We start from the raw sequence: 16280 nt of genomic DNA on the forward strand, positions 1-16280 counted from the left end.
CCCCCAGTGAAAACACTGGGGGCCTTGTGGGTTTACACGGGCTCACTCACATTGTCTGGTCGCTTCGTTGAACTCTTTGCCTGCCGGGCAAGTGTAGCGATAAAGCGTATATTTCTTAGTGCTTGAATTATACACACAGCGGTAATACCCACCGGCGATTTCGACACTTTTGAAATAACCCTCACGCACGCATTCATCAAAATTACCGGAAGAAGGTGACTGCCCTGTGCATGCACTGACAAACAGTGCGACGACCATGCCAAGAGCAAATTTGTAGAGCCAGTTAATGTCGGGTCTTACGGTGGAACAGTTCATGAACATATCCTCGGTTGGTTGTGCACAACAATTAACCCTTGATTCCTTTAGATCGTCTACTGTCAAAAGTAACAGGTCACCCATGGCACCCACCAAGCAGTGCAAAAAAGTATCAGTGCAAGTGTGTCCAAGGATTTGTCACCGGGCCTGCACAAGGCTGTAATCAACGCACACTCTTCCTGCTGCCCTGGAAGACACAACAACAATAACTGTCCTTCTGCAGCCCTCTGGGCGCAGATACGGAGTGCGCGATGAAGTTCCCAGCAAAAGCCCTGCTTGCCTGTACCTGCATGACCCTCAGCGCCGTCAGCCTTGGTGCACAAACCCTGACCATTGCCACCGTCAACAACAGCGACATGATCCGCATGCAAAAGCTCTCGAAAACCTTCGAGGCCGAGCATCCGGACATCAAGTTGAACTGGGTGGTGCTCGAAGAAAACGTGCTGCGCCAACGCCTGACCACCGACATCGCCACCCAGGGCGGGCAGTTCGATGTGCTGACCATCGGCATGTACGAAGCTGCACTCTGGGGCGCCAAGGGCTGGCTGGAGCCGATGAAGGACCTGCCGGCGTCCTACGACCTGGACGATGTGTTCCCTTCAGTGCGCGACGGCCTGTCCGTCAAGGGCACGCTGTACGCCCTGCCGTTCTATGCCGAAAGCTCCATTACCTACTACCGCAGCGACCTGTTCAAGGCCGCCGGGCTGAGCATGCCGGAGCATCCGACCTGGGTGCAGATTGGCCAGTTTGCCGAAAAACTCACCGACAAGAGCAAGGAGCAATACGGCCTGTGCCTGCGCGGCAAGGCCGGTTGGGGTGAGAACATGGCGCTGATCAGCACCCTGGCCAATGGCTATGGCGCGCGCTGGTTCGATGAAAAATGGCAACCCGAATTCAATGGCCCTGAGTGGAAGGACGCGCTGAATTTCTACGTCGACAACATGAAGAAGTCCGGCCCACCGGGCGCTTCCAGCAATGGTTTTAATGAAAACCTGGCGCTGTTCAACAGCGGCAAGTGCGCGATCTGGGTGGACGCCAGCGTCGCCGGTTCGTTTGTCACCGACAAGACCCAGAGCAAGGTCGCCGAGCATGTCGGCTTCACCTTTGCCCCGCAACAGGTCACCGACAAGGGCACTTCGTGGCTGTATTCCTGGTCGCTGGCGATCCCCACCAGTTCCAAGGCCAAGGACGCGGCCAAGGTCTTCAGTGCCTGGGCGACGTCCAAGGAGTACGGCGCGCTGGTGGCCAAGACCGATGGCATCGCCAACGTACCGCCAGGCACCCGCGCCTCGACATACAGCGAGCAATACATGCAGGCCGCGCCCTTTGCCAAGGTGACGCTGGAGTCGTTGAAAGTCGCGGACCCGACCAAACCGACCCTCAAGCCCGTGCCCTATGTCGGTATCCAGTTGGTGACCATTCCCGAGTTCCAGGCCATTGGCACCCAGGTGGGCAAGTTCTTCGCCGGCGCCCTGACCGGCCAGCAGACAGTCGACCAGGCCCTGGCTGCCGCGCAAACCACCACCGAGCGGGAAATGAAGCGTGCCGGCTACCCCAAATAGCCCAGGCTCACCCTCGTCAATGTAGGAGCTGGCTTGCCTGCGATAGCGGTCGATCAGTTAACTGATTTATCCACTGACAGGCCGCCATCGCAGGCAAGCCAGCTCCTACATTGACCGCACTCCAAGGCTGATTCTGTTTGCCTCCAATGGGTTCTGATTGTCATGAATACGTCTAAAAGCCGCCTGCTCAACCCCGGCTGGTTCCTCGTCAGCCCCTCGGTGGCCCTGTTGCTGCTGTGGATGATCGTGCCGCTGGGCATGACCCTGTATTTTTCGCTGATCCGTTACAACCTGCTCTACCCCGGCGAAAACCAATTCGTGGGCCTGGAGAACTTCACCTACTTCGTCACCGATTCCGGCTTTTTGCCCGGTGCCACCAACACCCTGTTGCTGGTCGGCAGCGTGCTGCTGATCAGTGTGGTGCTGGGGGTGTTGATCAGTGCCTTGCTGGAGGCCAGCGAGTTTTTCGGCCGGGGGCTGGTGCGGGTGTTGTTGATCTCGCCGTTCTTCATCATGCCCACGGTCGGTGCGCTGATCTGGAAGAACCTGATTTTCCACCCGGTGTCCGGCGTACTGGCGGCGGTGTGGAAGTTGTTTGGCGCGCAGCCGGTGGACTGGCTGGCGCACTACCCGCTGCTGTCGATCATCATCATTGTGTCCTGGCAATGGCTGCCCTTCGCGATCCTGATCCTGATGACCGCCATGCAGTCCCTGGACCAGGAACAGAAAGAAGCCGCGCGCCTGGACGGTGCCGGCCCGATTGCGATCTTCTGGCACCTGACCCTACCGCACCTGGCCCGGCCCATTGCCGTGGTGGTGATGATCGAGACCATCTTCCTGCTCTCGGTATTCGCTGAAATCTTCACCACCACCAACGGCGGCCCCGGCTACGCCTCGACCAACCTCGCCTACCTGATCTACAACCAGGCGCTGGTGCAGTTCGACGTGGGCATGGCCTCGGCCGGCGGCTTGATTGCCGTGGTCATTGCCAATATCGCGGCGATCATCCTGGTGCGGATGCTCGGCAAAAACCTGACTGACAAGCCTTGAGGGCCGCGCCATGACGCTTCAACAATCCCGCCGCCTGCAAAGCCTGTTGCTCGGCACCCTGGCCTGGGCCATCGCGATCGTGATTTTCTTCCCGATCTTCTGGATGGTGCTCACCAGTTTCAAGACCGAAATCGACGCGTTTGCCACACCGCCGCAGTTCATTTTCACGCCCACCCTGGAGAACTACCTGCACATCAATGAGCGCAGCAATTACCTAAGCTTCGCCTGGAACTCCGTGGTGATTTCCTTCAGCGCCACCGCCTTGTGCCTGCTGATTGCAGTGCCGGCGGCCTACTCCATGGCGTTCTACGAAACCCAGCGCACCAAGGGCACGTTGCTGTGGATGCTGTCGACCAAGATGCTGCCACCGGTGGGCGTGCTGATGCCCATTTACCTGCTGGCCAAGAGCATGGGCCTTTTGGATACGCGCATCGCGCTGATCATCATCTACACCCTGATCAACCTGCCGATTGTGGTGTGGATGGTTTACACCTACTTCAAGGACATCCCCAAGGACATCCTCGAAGCCGCGCGCCTGGATGGCGCCACCTTGTTGCAGGAAATGCTGCGGGTGCTGCTGCCCATCGCCAAGGGCGGCCTGGCGTCCACCGTGTTGCTGTCGCTGATCCTGTGCTGGAACGAGGCGTTCTGGTCGCTGAACCTGACCTCCTCGAATGCCGCACCGTTGACCGCGCTGATCGCCTCCTACTCCAGCCCCGAAGGTTTGTTCTGGGCCAAATTATCTGCCGTCTCGACCCTGGCCTGCGCGCCGATCCTGATCTTCGGCTGGATCAGCCAGAAGCAACTGGTGCGCGGCTTGTCCTTTGGCGCAGTGAAATAACGACCCCTTATAAAAAGGAGGCCCATCATGGCCAACCTGAAAATCACCAATCTGCAAAAAGGCTTCGAAGGTTTCTCCATCATCAAGGGCATCGACCTGCAAGTGAACGACAAGGAGTTCGTGGTATTCGTCGGGCCGTCGGGCTGTGGCAAGTCGACCCTGCTGCGCCTGATTGCCGGCCTTGAGGAAGTGACTGAGGGCACCATCGAACTGGATGGCCGCGATATCACCGAAGTGACCCCGGCCAAGCGCGACCTGGCCATGGTGTTCCAGACCTACGCCCTGTACCCGCATATGAGCGTGCGCAAGAACATGTCGTTTGCCCTGGACCTGGCCGGCGTCGACAAAACAATCGTCGACAGTAAAGTCAGTGAAGCGGCACGCATCCTGGAGCTGGGCCCACTATTGGAGCGCAAACCCAAGCAGCTGTCTGGCGGCCAGCGTCAGCGCGTGGCCATTGGCCGGGCGATTGTGCGTAACCCGAAAATCTTCCTGTTCGACGAGCCGCTGTCCAACCTCGACGCCGCCCTGCGCGTGCAAATGCGCCTGGAGCTGGCGCGCCTGCATAAAGAACTGCAAGCCACCATGATTTACGTGACCCACGACCAGGTCGAAGCCATGACCCTGGCCGACAAGGTGGTGGTACTCAACAGCGGGCGCATCGAACAGGTCGGCTCGCCGCTGGAGCTGTATCACCAGCCGGCCAACCTGTTTGTCGCAGGCTTTTTGGGTACGCCGAAAATGGGCTTTCTCAAGGGCCAGGTCACCCGGATCGAGGGCCAGGGCTGCGACGTGCAACTGGACGCCGGCACCCTGATCAGCCTGCCCTTGAGCAGCGCCAGCTTGCGCGTGGGCAGTGCGGTGACCCTGGGCATCCGCCCCGAGCACCTGGAACTGGCCGTGCCGGGCGATACCACCCTGACCGTCACCGCCGACGTGGGCGAACGCCTGGGCAGCGACACGTTCTGCCATGTGCTCACCACCAGCGGCGAGCCGCTGACCATGCGGATCCGTGGCGACATGGCCAGCCAGTATGGCGAGACCCTGCAACTGCACCTGGACCCGGCGCACTGCCATCTGTTTGACACCGACGGTGTGGCCGTGGCCCGCCCACTGCGCGCTGCCGCCTGATTTCGCGAGATTTTCTGATGAAACTCAATAAGCAAAACCTCACGCAGCTGTCGCCCGAAGTGCGCCTGCCCGCCTACACCATCGCCGATACGCGCCAGGGCATCGCCCATATCGGCGTCGGCGGTTTCCACCGTGCGCACCAGGCGTATTACACCGATGCCCTGATGAACACCGGCGACGGCCTGGACTGGAGCATCTGCGGCATCGGCCTGCGGGCCGAAGACCGCAAGGCGCGCGATGACCTGGCGGGCCAGGATTATCTGTTTACCCTGTACGAACTGGGCGATACCGACGACACCGAAGTACGAGTGATCGGTGCCATCAGCGACATGCTGCTGGCACAGGACGGCGCCCAGGCCTTGATCGACAAGCTGGCCAGCCCTGCAATCCGCATCGTCTCGCTGACCATCACCGAGGGCGGCTACTGCATCGACGATAGCAACGGTGAGTTCATGGCCCACCTGCCGCAGATCCAGCATGACCTGGCCCACCCCGACGCCCCCCAAACCGTGTTCGGTTTTATCTGCGCAGCCCTGACCCAGCGCCGGGCGGCGGGCGTGCCTGCCTTTACCGTGATGTCCTGCGATAACCTGCCGCACAACGGCGCCGTGACTCGCAAGGCGCTGCTGGCGTTCGCCGCATTGCGCGATGCCGAACTGCATGACTGGATCAAGGACCATGTGAGTTTCCCCAACGCCATGGTCGACCGCATCACACCGATGACCAGCACCGCGCACCGTTTGCAACTGCATGATGAACACGGCATCGACGATGCCTGGCCGGTGGTGTGCGAACCCTTTGTGCAATGGGTGCTGGAAGACAAGTTCGTCAACGGCCGCCCGGCCTGGGAACAGGTGGGTGTGCAATTCACCGACGACGTCACGCCGTATGAAGAAATGAAGATCGGCCTGCTCAACGGCAGCCACCTGGCCCTGACTTACCTGGGGTTTCTCAAGGGCTACCGGTTTGTCCACGAGACCATGAACGACCCGCTGTTTGTCGCGTATATGCGCGCCTATATGGACCTGGACGTGACCCCCAACCTGGCGCCGGTGCCGGGCATTGACCTGGGCGAGTACAAGCAGACCCTGGTGGACCGCTTCTCCAACCAGGCGATTGCCGACCAGTTGGAGCGGGTGTGTTCCGATGGCTCCTCGAAGTTTCCCAAGTTCACCGTGCCAACCATCAACCGCCTGATTGCCGAGGGCCGCGACACCGAGCGGGCGGCACTGGTGGTGGCAGCCTGGGCCTTGTACCTGCAAGGCGTCGACGAGAACGGCGTGCGCTACCGCATCCCCGACCCCCGCGCCGACTTCTGCCGGGCGCTGGTGGCGGATGACGCCTCGATCAGCCAGCGCTTGTTGGGTGTGGAAGAGATTTTTGGCACGGCGATTCCCAATTCGCCTGAGTTTGTGGCAGCGTTCGAGCGGTGTTTTGTCAGTTTGCGCGATAACGGTGTCACAAAGACCTTGAAACGACTTACCGACTGAAGAACCCCACATTGCTCGGGTTTTCACCCTGTTTTCTGCTGAGTAACCACCATGCCCCGCCAATCTCTGTTTCTTGGTATCGACTGCGGCACCCAAGGCACCAAGGCCATCGTCCTCGACGCCGCCAGCGGCCGGGTGCTGGGCCTGGGCGCCGCGACGCACAGCCTGATCAGCGGCGCCAATGGCCGGCGCGAGCAAGACACCACGCAATGGCTGGACGCCTTTACCCAAGCCACCCACCGCGCCTTGCAGCAAGCCGGCGTGGACGGCCACGACATCCTCGGCATTGGCGTGTCCGGCCAGCAACATGGCCTGGTGCTGCTCGATGAGCAGGGCCAGGTGCTGCGCCCGGCCAAGCTGTGGTGCGACACCGAGACCAGCGCGGAAAACGCCCGGCTGCTGCAACACCTGGGCGGTGAAAGCGGCTCCCTGGAGCGCCTCGGGGTGGCGATTGCGCCGGGCTACACCGTGTCCAAGCTGTTATGGACCCTGGAGCAGCACCCGGACGTATTCGCACGCGTCGCCCATATCCTGTTGCCCCACGACTACCTCAATTATTGGCTCACCGGCCGAGCCTGCGCTGAGTATGGCGACGCCTCGGGCACCGGCTATTTCAATGTCCGCACCCGGCAATGGGACCTGCCATTGCTGCGGCATATCGACCCCAGCGGGCGCCTGGAAGCGGCGTTGCCAACCCTGATAGAAGCCAATCAGGCGCTGGGCACTGTGCTGCCGGCCATCGCCAAGCGCCTGGGGATCAACCCCGGGGCCATTGTGTCCAGTGGCGGCGGCGACAATATGATGGGGGCGATCGGCACCGGCAACATCAAGCCTGGGGTGTTTACCATGAGCCTCGGTTCGTCGGGCACCCTGTATGCGTTTGCCGATCAGCCGACTGTCAGCGCCCAGGCCGCGGTGGCGACATTCTGTTCCTCCAGCGGCGGCTGGCTGCCGCTGATCTGCACCATGAACCTGACCAATGCCACCGGGGTCATCCGTGAGCTGTTCGAGCTGGACCTGGTGGCGTTCAACGCCCTGGTGGCCCAGGCGCCGATTGGCGCCGAGGGCGTCTGCATGCTGCCGTTTTTCAATGGCGAGCGCGTACCCGCCCTGCCCCACGCCACCGGCAGCCTGCACGGCCTGACCATGACCAACCTGACCCGTGGCAACCTGTGCCGCGCGGTGGTCGAAGGCACCACCTTTGGCTTGCGCCAAGGCCTGGACCTGTTGCGCCAGACCGGCCTGCAAAGCCACAGTATCCGCCTGATCGGCGGCGGCTCGAAAAGCCCGGTGTGGCGGCAGATGGTCGCCGATATCATGGACACCGAAGTGATCTGTACCGAACAAAGCGAAGCGGCAGCCCTGGGCGCGGCGATCCAGGCCGCGTGGTGCCAGTCCGGCGAAAGCCTGGAGGGGCTGTGCGCGCGGTGCGTGAGTGTCGACCCGGCCAGTCGCACCCAGCCCGTCGCCGCCAGCGTCAGGGCGTACCAGCAGGCCTATGAACGCTATCAACAGCATGTGGCAACCCTTTAAGAGCGAATAATTATGTATCTGGTGTGTGGCGAAGCGCTGTTTGATTTTTTCAGCCAGGAGGATCCCAGCGGGCAGGCCTCCAAAGTCAATTTCAAGGCGCTTGCCGGCGGTTCGCCGTTCAACGTGGCGGTGGGGCTGCGCCGTTTGGGGATCGAGGCCGGGCTGTTCGCCGGGTTGTCCAGCGACTACCTGGGCCAGCGCCTGCGCCAGGTGCTCGAGGATGAAGGGGTACACGACGAGTACCTGTTGGAGTTTGCCGCGCCGACCACCCTGGCGATGGTCGCCGTGGGTGCCAACGGCTCGCCGCAGTACAGCTTTCGCGGCGAAGGCTGTGCCGACCGGCAGTTGCAGATCGAGCATTTGCCCGCCCTCGATGCGCAGGTACGCGGCCTGCATTTTGGTTCGTTTTCGTTGGTGGTGCAGCCGGTCGCCGATAGCCTGCTGGCCCTGGCCCGCCGGGAAAGCGGCAAGCGCCTGATCAGTCTCGACCCGAATGTACGCCTGAATCCCGAGCCGGATATCGAGGTATGGCGCCAGCGCGTGGCCGAGTGGGTGCAGCATGCCGACCTGATCAAGGTCAGCGATGAAGACCTGCACCTGCTCTACCCAGGCCAGGCCCCCGAAAGCGTGCTGCAAGGCTGGTTGCAGCAGCGCTGCCAACTGGTGTTCCTGACCCGTGGCGGCGATGGCGCGAGCGTGTTCAGCCGCCAGCATGGCAGTTGGTCGGCACCGGCCGTCAAAGTGGTGATGGTCGATACCGTGGGCGCTGGCGATACCTTCCAGGCGGCCTTGATCGCCTGGCTTACCGAGCAGCAGTTGGATTCGGTTGAGGGGGTGCAGGGGCTGGCCCGGGAACAGATCGACAGCATGCTCAAGTTCGCCATTCGCGCCGCCGCGCTGACCTGTGGCAAGACCGGGCCAGACCTGCCCTATCGCCAGCAATTAAACGCTTAGATACAGGCATAACTGCACAGTGCCATCACTGCAGGCCACGGATTTCGTGGCTTTCAGCCTTGCCTTAAACATTGCGATTCATCCCAGGCTGTACTAGACCCTAGTTACGTATATTTTTCCTACATGGGCAGGGATGATCGATGAGCAATGAACGGACTTTTTTCAAGCCAGCCGTTTTTGTAGTCGGCATTCTTTCACTCCAGACTCCTGCCCAGGCCGCATGCGTCCTCACCCCAGGCAGTGGCGACGACAGCTATACCTGCGACAGCGGCACCTCGGCAGGCGGCCTGACCGACGTATCCGGCAACAACAGCCTGACGCTGCCCACGGGGGGCTCCGGCACCGTCAATGGCAATGTGCTGTTCGGGCCGGGCGTCGATGGGGTCCAGATGAACTCCGGCAGCATCGTCGGCTCGGTGACCCAGGGCGACGGCGCCGATCGCTTCCAGATCAACGCCGGGACCGTCACCGGGGCAGTCTCCCAGGGCAACGGCATCGATGACTTTGTGATGGGCGGCGGGCAGATCCAGTCCCTGGCCCAGGGCGATGGGCGCGACACCTTCACCATGACCGGCGGCACCATCGTCGGCGCCTTTGAAGACGGCGATGTGGCCAGCCAGAGCGCCGGGACCATCGGCCGAGTGGACATGAAGCTGGACAACAACATTTATGACCTGTCCGGTGGCGCAATCCTCGGCAACCTGGTGACTGGCTTTGGCACCGACCGGATCAGCGTGTCCGGCGGCACCATTGGCGGCAACATCAGTGTCAGTGGCGGCAACGACACCCTTCTCGTCAGCGGCGGCGTGATCAACGGCGAGATCCGCGCCAGCCTCGGCAACGACACCTTCGAGTGGCGTTCGGGCGGCGTGATCAAGTCTGCGGTGCTGATGGGCGACGGTGACGACACGGCATTGCTGGCCAACCTCAACGAAACCCTGCTTGGCAGCACCCCCTCGATTGACGGTGGCCTGGGCAATGATCGCTTGACCTTCGACAACACCACCTCAGGCAATGCTGGCCGCTATATCGGCTGGGAAACCTTCGACCTCAACAATGGCTCGCGCCTGGACCTGACGCAGGATCTGTTCCTGGGGGACAACACCAGCGGCACCGGGGTGTTGTCCATCGATAACAGCAGTGTGCTGGCGGTGACCCAAGGCAGTATCCGGCCCTACACCGCAGGCCAGTTGGCCACCCTGAACAATGCCGGGACCATCGACATGGCCAGCGCCAGCAACAGCGCCACGGATTCGTTGACGGTGCACGGCAACTATGTCGGTAACAACGGCCAGTTGTGGCTGCAAACGGTGTTGGGCGACGAGACCTCGGCCACCGACAAGCTGCTGGTGTCCCAGGGCACGATCAGCGGTAACACCCAGTTGGCCGTGAGCAACCTGGGTGGCCTGGGTGGGCTGACCCGCAACAATGGGATTGAAGTGGTGCAGGCGCTCAATGGCGCGACCAGCAGCAGCGACGCGTTTGCCCTCAAAGGCGCGGTGTCGGCCGGGGCCTATGAGTACTTCCTGTTCAAGGGTGGCGTGACGGCCGGTTCGGAGAACAGTTGGTATCTACGCTCTTCCGTGGTGGCCGTGCAGCCACCCGCCGTGCCCACGCCGCCGGTGGTGCCACCGGTGATCGTGCCAGAACCCCCTATCCCGGCCGTGCCTCCGGTGGTCGGCCCCGACGAGCCTTTGGTCGAACCCCCTACCGCGCAGCCCGTGGCTCCCGTCGAGCCTGCGCCGCCACCACCGACCCAGGTCCCGGCCGAGGTCTCGCCAACCCCTGCCGACTCCACACCGCCCCTGCCCACCGCCGTGGCCGGCGCCGAGCCGATCCCGCTGTATCGCGTCGAGGTGCCGGTGTACTCGGTGGTGGTTCCGGCGGCCCAGCGCATGACCTTGCAGGCGCTTGGCACGTTCCATGACCGCCAGGGCGAGCAAAGCCTGTTGGGCGAGACCGGCACCGCCCCGGCTGGCTGGGGCCGGGCCTATGGCAGTGACTTCAAGCAGAGTTGGTCCGGCACGGTGTCGCCGAGTTTCGACGGTTCCGTCAAGGGTTATCAGGTGGGCCATGATCTCTATGCCTGGGCCACCGATGGCGGGCAACTCCAGCGCCTGGGGCTGTTTATCGGGCAGAGCCGCCTGCAGGGTGACGTCAAAGGCTTTGCCCTGGGTTTTGAAGACCAGCGTTCCGGGCAAGTCAAACTCACCGGCGACAACGTCGGTGCTTACTGGACGTTGACCGATCCCAAGGGCTGGTACGTGGACCTGGTGGCCATGGGCACGCGCCTGGACGGTGACAACAAATCCGAGCGCGGGATAAAGATGGATACCAAAGGCCATGCGCTGGCCCTGTCTGCGGAGGCGGGCTACCCGTTCGCCGTTTCCGCGAACTGGGTGGTGGAGCCACAGGCCCAGGTGATCCACCAACAGATTGACCTCGACCGCCAGAATGACGGGATCTCCAGTGTGTCCTTCGACTCCCAGGATTACTGGACCGGGCGCGTGGGGGCCCGCTTGAAAGGTCGCTACCTGCTGCAAGACACCCCCGTTGAACCCTACCTGCGGGTCAACGCCTGGCGCACGTTCGGTGGCAGCGATACGGTGACTTACGATGACATTGATCGGATCAAGACTGACCACAAGTCAGCCTATGCCGATCTGGGCGTCGGCGTGGTCGCCAAACTGTCCGCCAGCGTCAGCGTGTACGTGGCCGCCGACTACAGCACCCAACTGGACACCAACACCCTGGAGGGCGTGAGCGGCAACGCCGGCATCCGCATGAGCTGGTAGCGGCTCACGGCCGCTCCCGCACGGCCCTGGCCACCATGGCCCCAAGGATGCCCCCGGCCAGGGGCACCAGCCAGAACAGCCAGAGTTGCTTCAGGTAATCGGCGCCGGCAAACAGTGCCGGGCCGGTGCTGCGGGCCGGGTTGACCGAGGTGTTGGTCACGGGGATCGACACCAGGTGAATCAGGGTCAGCGTCAAGCCGATGGCTATCGGCGCAAACCCGGGCGCGGCCCCGGGCGCTGTCACCCGCATGACGATAAACACCAGGAAGAAGGTGCCCACGCTTTCCACCACCACCGCGGCCAGCAGGCTGTACTGCCCCGGGCTCAAGGCGCCATAGCCATTGGCGGCGAACTCGCCGATTTCAAACCCCGGCCGGCCACTGGCGACCAGCGCGAGGATCGCCGCCGCAACCGTCGCCCCGGCGACCTGGGCAATGATGTAGGGCAACACATCTATTGCCGGTAGACGCCCTGCGACCCACAAGCCAACTGTGATCGCCGGGTTGAAATGCGCACCACTGATACTGCCTACCGCGTAGGACATGGTCAGCACACTCAGGCCAAACGCCAGCGCTACCCCCGCAAACCCGATGCCCAGGCCGGGAAACGCGGCCGACAGGATGGCGCTGCCACAGCCGCCGAACGTCAACCAGAAGGTGCCGAGAAACTCTGCTGCGATTTTTTGTTGCACGCACTACCTCAGCCACTGCCGACAGATTTGGCGAAACACTAGCAGCGAGATGGGAACGTGCCGTATCGGATTTGTCTGAGGCTTGCCGCACAGCTTATTCTTGGGCCCTTCTGAAACGGCCGAAAGGACTCGCCATGCGCCTCAGCTTCCACTCACTCGCCACCTTCACTGCGGTGCTATGCCTGGCCCTGGCGATTGCCTGGGGTGTGCGGCCCGACCTGTTGCTGTGGCTCTGGGGGGTGCAATACACCGATGCCAGCGGCCTGGTGGCGCGCCGCAATGCCATGCTGTTCCTGGCAATCGGCATCATGTTTTATCGCCTGCGTCATACCGCCCCGTCACCCACGCGCAGCGCGCTGGTGTCCGGCTTTATTGTCGGTTGCCTGGGGTTGGCCGCACTGGGGATGGGCGAATGGCTCAATGGGCATGCTGGCCCGGGGATTCTGTTGGCCGTGGGCACGGAGCTGGTGCTGGGCCTGGGGTTTATCCAGGCCCGCAAGCCCAACGTGGGCTGATCAGTAGAGCCTGGCGCCGGCCCTGCGCGGGGCGGGTGCGTGGGCGTGGTGGAGGTCTCCACGCAGCGTCGTGATCAAGTTACAGATGGCACGACTGCTGTCGAGTTTATCGGCCTGGATGCCGGTGACAGTCATGTTGGTGCCATCGTCGTCGTAGATTCTGATGGTCAACGACGCATCCTGGGCCTTGATGCATTCACAACGCCTGGGCAGGAAGCTTCCTTCAATAAGGCCGCGTAGTTCCAATTCCGAAAGCATGGCTGAACCTCTCCTTTTTTTGAGACCGCCAATGAATTTTTATAGCTATCAATAGTCTGACCGCTGCCTTGCCAACCCTGGCAGGCACGTTCCATTGCAAAGCCTACTCCTTGTGTTTTTTGGCGTAGGATCCTTTCCTCATAAGCACCAGCAACCCTTATATAAGTTGCTGCTGGTTTGCACGGCCGGACGTTGGCGTGCAGCGTGGCAGTGACCGTTTCAGCGCCCCCCAAGATAAGGACGTCCCATGACTTCTTCTGCACTCAACATCCTTTGCGTACTGGCCATGAGCATGTTGGCCGCCCAGGCCCATGCCGCCAAGCTTGAAGATATCGCGCCCTACCCCAAGGCCGATGCCGGGCAGGTTCGCCAGGTCATCCACTTGCCCGCAAAGCCCCAGGAGCAGGACTTCAAGGTCGAAATCCTCGCCGGTAAAACCTTGCCTGTGGACTGCAACCAGCAGCGACTGGGTGGTGTACTGGAAGAGAAAAACCTCGAGGGTTGGGGTTATCCGTTCTACCGCCTGGAGAATGTCAGCGGCCCCATGAGCACCATGATGGCCTGCCCCGGCGGCAAGACCCGCGAGGACTTTGTACCGGTGGTCGGCGACGGTTTTGTGCTGCGCTACAACAGCAAGTTACCCATCGTTATATATGTTCCAAAAGATGTCGAAGTGCGTTACCGCATCTGGTCGGCATCGAGCACCGTCGAGAAGGCCAGCGTGCAGTAGCGCCTCACATCAGATGTAGGAGCGGGCTTGCTCGCGAAAGCAGTGGGTCAGTCAACATCAATGTTTGCTGGGCCGACGCCTTCGCGGCGATGCGGCGATCCGACAAGCCCGCTCCCACAATGGACGAGGTGTAGTTGCTGGCGCCATCGTAGCCTCGCTAACGCTCGACAACGCCTACATTCAGGCTGTGCTGTTGCGCCGCCACTCGCTCAGCCACGTGGCGCAGGCTATCGAAGTTGATGTTGGCCCCGGAGTTGATCGCCACCAGCGTCTGCCCCCGGGCCCCGGTGCGTGTCACATAGCGGCGGATCCCGGCAACCGCCAGGGCACCGGAGGGCTCGGTGATGGAGCGGGTGTCGTCGTAGATCAGCTTGATCGCGCTGCACAGTTCATCGTTGCTGACGGTGATCACTTCATCGACATGCTCGCGGCAGATTTCAAAGCCGTAGGCGCCGATCTGCGCCACTGCGGTGCCATCGGCAAAGCTGTCGACGCTGGGCAATATCACCCGCTCGCCCGCACGCAAGGCCGCCAGCAGGCAACTGGAGCCTTCAGGCTCCACGCCTATGACCCGCACTTGCGGGCGCAAATACTTGATGTAGGCCGCGATGCCGGCGATCAAGCCACCACCGCCCACGGGCACGAAGATCGCGTCCAGTGCACCTTGTTGCTGGCGCAGGATTTCCATGGCAACGGTGCCCTGCCCCGCGATCACGTCGGGATCATCGAACGGCGACACAAAGGTCGCGCCCGACTGTTCGGCCAACTGCAACGCGTGGGCCAGGGCGAACGGGAAACTGGCGCCGTGCAACACCGCGTCGGCGCCCCGCGAACGCACGCCAAGTACTTTCAATTCGGGTGTGGTGCTGGGCATCACAATCGTCGCCTTGATCCCCAACTCGCGCGCCGCCAATGCCACGCCCTGGGCATGGTTGCCTGCCGAGGCGGTGATCACCCCGCAGGCTTTTTGCGCCTCGCCAAGCTGCACCAGCTTGTTGTAGGCGCCGCGAATCTTGAAGGAAAACGTCGGCTGCAGGTCTTCGCGCTTGAGCAGGATCTGATTGCCAAGCAACGCCGACAGCGCCGGGGCGGCCTGCAACGGCGTGCGTACCGCCAGGTCGTAGACCGGCGCGGCGAGGATTTTCTTCACGTAATGCTCAAGCAATCCATCGTCGGCGGTGGACTGCGGCAGCGGGCTACTCATGGGTGTCTCCTGGCGTTTGACAGAGCCCTGGAGACGGAAAAACAAAACCCGCCTCTAGGGCGGGTTTGGGTACAGCCGAACGCTATCCCGCCAAATGAGGAATGGCGGTAATAATGCTTGGCTGGGAACGATAGGTTTGTAATGTCATGCAACAAAACTAACCGCCGGTCCAGGGCAAGTCAACACCGGGGTTTACGAGCAATATACGAAACGTATACGCTTTGTATATAAACTCTACACAGTGAACCCCATGGGCATCGTCAAGATCACCGACCAACTGCATGAACAAATCCGACTGGCCAGCGCCACGATGGACCGCTCCATCAACGCCCAGGCAGAGTTCTGGATCAAGATCGGCCTGCTGGCCGAACTCAATCCGCACCTGGCCTACAACGACCTGATCAACAGACTGTTGCTCGACAAGCCCGACCTGATCCGGGGGCGCAGCTGATGATCAAGACCCCTGCACAGATTGCCGTGATGCGCGAAGCCGGGCGCCTGCTGGGCCAGGTGTTCACCCTGCTCGACAACCGGGTCGCGGCCGGCCAGACCACCCTGGAACTGGATGCAGCCGTCGAGGCATTTATCCGCCAGGACCTGCAAGCCCGCCCCGCCAGCCTGGGGCAGTACGACTACCCCTTCAGCATCAACACCTCCATCAACGAGGTGGTGTGCCATGGCATGCCAAGTGCCAAGGACGTGTTGAAGGATGGCGATATCGTCAATATCGACATCACCCTGGAAAAAGGCGGCTTTATCGCCGACTCCAGCAAGATGTACATGATCGGTGCCGTCGCGCCCAAGGCCCGGCGCCTGGTGGAGCAGACCTTCGAGGCGATGTGGGCCGGTATCCGCCAGGTCAAGCCCGGCGCCCGCCTGGGGGATATCGGCCATGCGATCCAGAGCCACGCCCAGGCCAATGGCTACAGTGTGGTGCGCGAGTATTGCGGGCATGGGATTGGCCGGGAAATGCATGAAGAGCCGCAAATCCTGCACTTCGGCCGCCCAGGCACCGGCCTGACCCTGCGCGAAGGCATGGTGTTCACCATCGAGCCGATGCTCAACCAGGGCAGCGCCAAGGTGCGCAGCCTCAAGGATGGCTGGACCGTGGTGACCCGTGACAACAGCCTGTCGGCCCAGTGGGAACATACGGTGGCTGTCACCGCAGAGGGCTTTGAAGTATTGACCCTGCAGGCCGGCGCCTAAGCCCG

At 62.0% G+C, this 16280-nt stretch carries 16 protein-coding genes; 12 read left to right on the forward strand and 4 right to left on the reverse strand.

Annotated features, from left to right (window positions below):
* Positions 1-42: 42 nt before the first annotated feature.
* Positions 43-315, reverse strand: a complete 273-nt coding sequence (locus AC19YY_RS12370) for a chitin-binding domain-containing protein (protein ID WP_500604262.1) — start codon at positions 313-315, stop codon at positions 43-45.
* Between the two features lie 251 nt (positions 316-566).
* Between AC19YY_RS12370 and AC19YY_RS12375 the strand changes: the two genes are divergently transcribed.
* From AC19YY_RS12375 to AC19YY_RS12410, 8 genes are all read left to right on the forward strand, one after another.
* A complete protein-coding gene (locus tag AC19YY_RS12375) occupies positions 567-1877 on the forward strand; it encodes an ABC transporter substrate-binding protein (protein ID WP_169951814.1) in 1311 nt (436 codons plus the stop codon).
* 162 nt (positions 1878-2039) lie between these two features.
* On the forward strand, positions 2040-2927 hold the full coding sequence (locus AC19YY_RS12380; RefSeq protein WP_051903031.1) for a carbohydrate ABC transporter permease: 888 nt from the start codon (positions 2040-2042) through the stop codon (positions 2925-2927).
* 10 nt (positions 2928-2937) lie between these two features.
* Positions 2938-3768 (forward strand): carbohydrate ABC transporter permease, encoded by an 831-nt coding sequence (locus AC19YY_RS12385; RefSeq protein ID WP_170041361.1) that lies wholly within the window; start codon positions 2938-2940, stop codon positions 3766-3768.
* Between the two features lie 27 nt (positions 3769-3795).
* Positions 3796-4899, forward strand: a complete 1104-nt coding sequence (locus AC19YY_RS12390) for an ABC transporter ATP-binding protein (RefSeq protein ID WP_500604263.1) — start codon at positions 3796-3798, stop codon at positions 4897-4899.
* A gap of 17 nt (positions 4900-4916) precedes the next feature.
* On the forward strand, positions 4917-6389 hold the full coding sequence (locus AC19YY_RS12395) for a mannitol dehydrogenase family protein (RefSeq protein WP_170041360.1): 1473 nt from the start codon (positions 4917-4919) through the stop codon (positions 6387-6389).
* Positions 6390-6440: 51 nt separating this feature from the next.
* A complete protein-coding gene (gene xylB, locus AC19YY_RS12400; RefSeq protein WP_500604264.1) occupies positions 6441-7922 on the forward strand; it encodes a xylulokinase in 1482 nt (493 codons plus the stop codon).
* 12 nt (positions 7923-7934) lie between these two features.
* Positions 7935-8876, forward strand: a complete 942-nt coding sequence (locus AC19YY_RS12405; protein ID WP_169951824.1) for a carbohydrate kinase family protein — start codon at positions 7935-7937, stop codon at positions 8874-8876.
* 140 nt (positions 8877-9016) lie between these two features.
* Entirely contained in the window at positions 9017-11671 is a 2655-nt protein-coding gene (locus AC19YY_RS12410; RefSeq protein WP_492633289.1) for an autotransporter family protein, read from the forward strand.
* 4 nt (positions 11672-11675) lie between these two features.
* Here AC19YY_RS12410 and aqpZ read toward each other — a convergent pair whose 3' ends face one another.
* Complete coding sequence (gene aqpZ, locus AC19YY_RS12415) at positions 11676-12362, reverse strand: aquaporin Z (RefSeq protein WP_500604265.1); 687 nt, start codon at positions 12360-12362, stop codon at positions 11676-11678.
* Between the two features lie 134 nt (positions 12363-12496).
* On the opposite strand from aqpZ, the gene AC19YY_RS12420 reads away from it, so the two are divergent.
* Positions 12497-12877 (forward strand): hypothetical protein, encoded by a 381-nt coding sequence (locus tag AC19YY_RS12420; RefSeq protein WP_170041357.1) that lies wholly within the window; start codon positions 12497-12499, stop codon positions 12875-12877.
* Here AC19YY_RS12420 and AC19YY_RS12425 read toward each other — a convergent pair whose 3' ends face one another.
* The gene (locus AC19YY_RS12425; protein ID WP_169951832.1) at positions 12878-13135 is read right to left on the reverse strand and encodes a DUF1652 domain-containing protein; all 258 of its coding nucleotides are present in this window, start codon (positions 13133-13135) and stop codon (positions 12878-12880) included.
* 247 nt (positions 13136-13382) lie between these two features.
* Between AC19YY_RS12425 and eco the strand changes: the two genes are divergently transcribed.
* Positions 13383-13865: a serine protease inhibitor ecotin gene (gene eco / locus AC19YY_RS12430; RefSeq protein ID WP_172311472.1), complete on the forward strand. Its 483-nt coding sequence runs from the start codon at positions 13383-13385 to the stop codon at positions 13863-13865.
* A gap of 157 nt (positions 13866-14022) precedes the next feature.
* Here the strand turns inward: eco and ilvA are convergent, their stop codons facing one another.
* The gene (ilvA, locus tag AC19YY_RS12435) at positions 14023-15069 is read right to left on the reverse strand and encodes a threonine ammonia-lyase, biosynthetic (RefSeq protein WP_169951836.1); all 1047 of its coding nucleotides are present in this window, start codon (positions 15067-15069) and stop codon (positions 14023-14025) included.
* 250 nt (positions 15070-15319) lie between these two features.
* On the opposite strand from ilvA, the gene AC19YY_RS12440 reads away from it, so the two are divergent.
* Together AC19YY_RS12440 and map are read left to right on the forward strand one after the other, a co-directional pair.
* The gene (locus tag AC19YY_RS12440) at positions 15320-15520 is read left to right on the forward strand and encodes a ParD-like family protein (RefSeq protein ID WP_500604266.1); all 201 of its coding nucleotides are present in this window, start codon (positions 15320-15322) and stop codon (positions 15518-15520) included.
* A complete protein-coding gene (gene map / locus AC19YY_RS12445; protein ID WP_169951841.1) occupies positions 15520-16275 on the forward strand; it encodes a type I methionyl aminopeptidase in 756 nt (251 codons plus the stop codon). The genes AC19YY_RS12440 and map overlap by 1 nt, the downstream gene beginning before the upstream one ends.
* Positions 16276-16280 lie beyond the last annotated feature (5 nt).

The organism is Pseudomonas sp. MF09156, assembly GCF_059862305.1.

What these genes read in the sequence shown, in the direction of transcription:
- AC19YY_RS12390 (WP_500604263.1), top strand. Translation starts at nt 3,796, where the DNA reads ATGGCCAACCTGAAAATCACCAATCTGCAAAAAGGCTTCGAAGGTTTC.
- xylB (WP_500604264.1), top strand. Translation starts at nt 6,441, where the DNA reads ATGCCCCGCCAATCTCTGTTTCTTGGTATCGACTGCGGCACCCAAGGC.
- AC19YY_RS12420 (WP_170041357.1), top strand. Translation starts at nt 12,497, where the DNA reads ATGCGCCTCAGCTTCCACTCACTCGCCACCTTCACTGCGGTGCTATGC.
- AC19YY_RS12375 (WP_169951814.1), top strand. Translation starts at nt 567, where the DNA reads ATGAAGTTCCCAGCAAAAGCCCTGCTTGCCTGTACCTGCATGACCCTC.
- AC19YY_RS12410 (WP_492633289.1), top strand. Translation starts at nt 9,017, where the DNA reads ATGAGCAATGAACGGACTTTTTTCAAGCCAGCCGTTTTTGTAGTCGGC.
- AC19YY_RS12395 (WP_170041360.1), top strand. Translation starts at nt 4,917, where the DNA reads ATGAAACTCAATAAGCAAAACCTCACGCAGCTGTCGCCCGAAGTGCGC.
- map (WP_169951841.1), top strand. Translation starts at nt 15,520, where the DNA reads ATGATCAAGACCCCTGCACAGATTGCCGTGATGCGCGAAGCCGGGCGC.
- AC19YY_RS12440 (WP_500604266.1), top strand. Translation starts at nt 15,320, where the DNA reads ATGGGCATCGTCAAGATCACCGACCAACTGCATGAACAAATCCGACTG.
- ilvA (WP_169951836.1), bottom strand. Translation starts at nt 15,069, where the DNA reads ATGAGTAGCCCGCTGCCGCAGTCCACCGCCGACGATGGATTGCTTGAG.
- AC19YY_RS12380 (WP_051903031.1), top strand. Translation starts at nt 2,040, where the DNA reads ATGAATACGTCTAAAAGCCGCCTGCTCAACCCCGGCTGGTTCCTCGTC.
- eco (WP_172311472.1), top strand. Translation starts at nt 13,383, where the DNA reads ATGACTTCTTCTGCACTCAACATCCTTTGCGTACTGGCCATGAGCATG.
- AC19YY_RS12385 (WP_170041361.1), top strand. Translation starts at nt 2,938, where the DNA reads ATGACGCTTCAACAATCCCGCCGCCTGCAAAGCCTGTTGCTCGGCACC.
- AC19YY_RS12370 (WP_500604262.1), bottom strand. Translation starts at nt 315, where the DNA reads ATGAACTGTTCCACCGTAAGACCCGACATTAACTGGCTCTACAAATTT.
- AC19YY_RS12405 (WP_169951824.1), top strand. Translation starts at nt 7,935, where the DNA reads ATGTATCTGGTGTGTGGCGAAGCGCTGTTTGATTTTTTCAGCCAGGAG.
- AC19YY_RS12425 (WP_169951832.1), bottom strand. Translation starts at nt 13,135, where the DNA reads ATGCTTTCGGAATTGGAACTACGCGGCCTTATTGAAGGAAGCTTCCTG.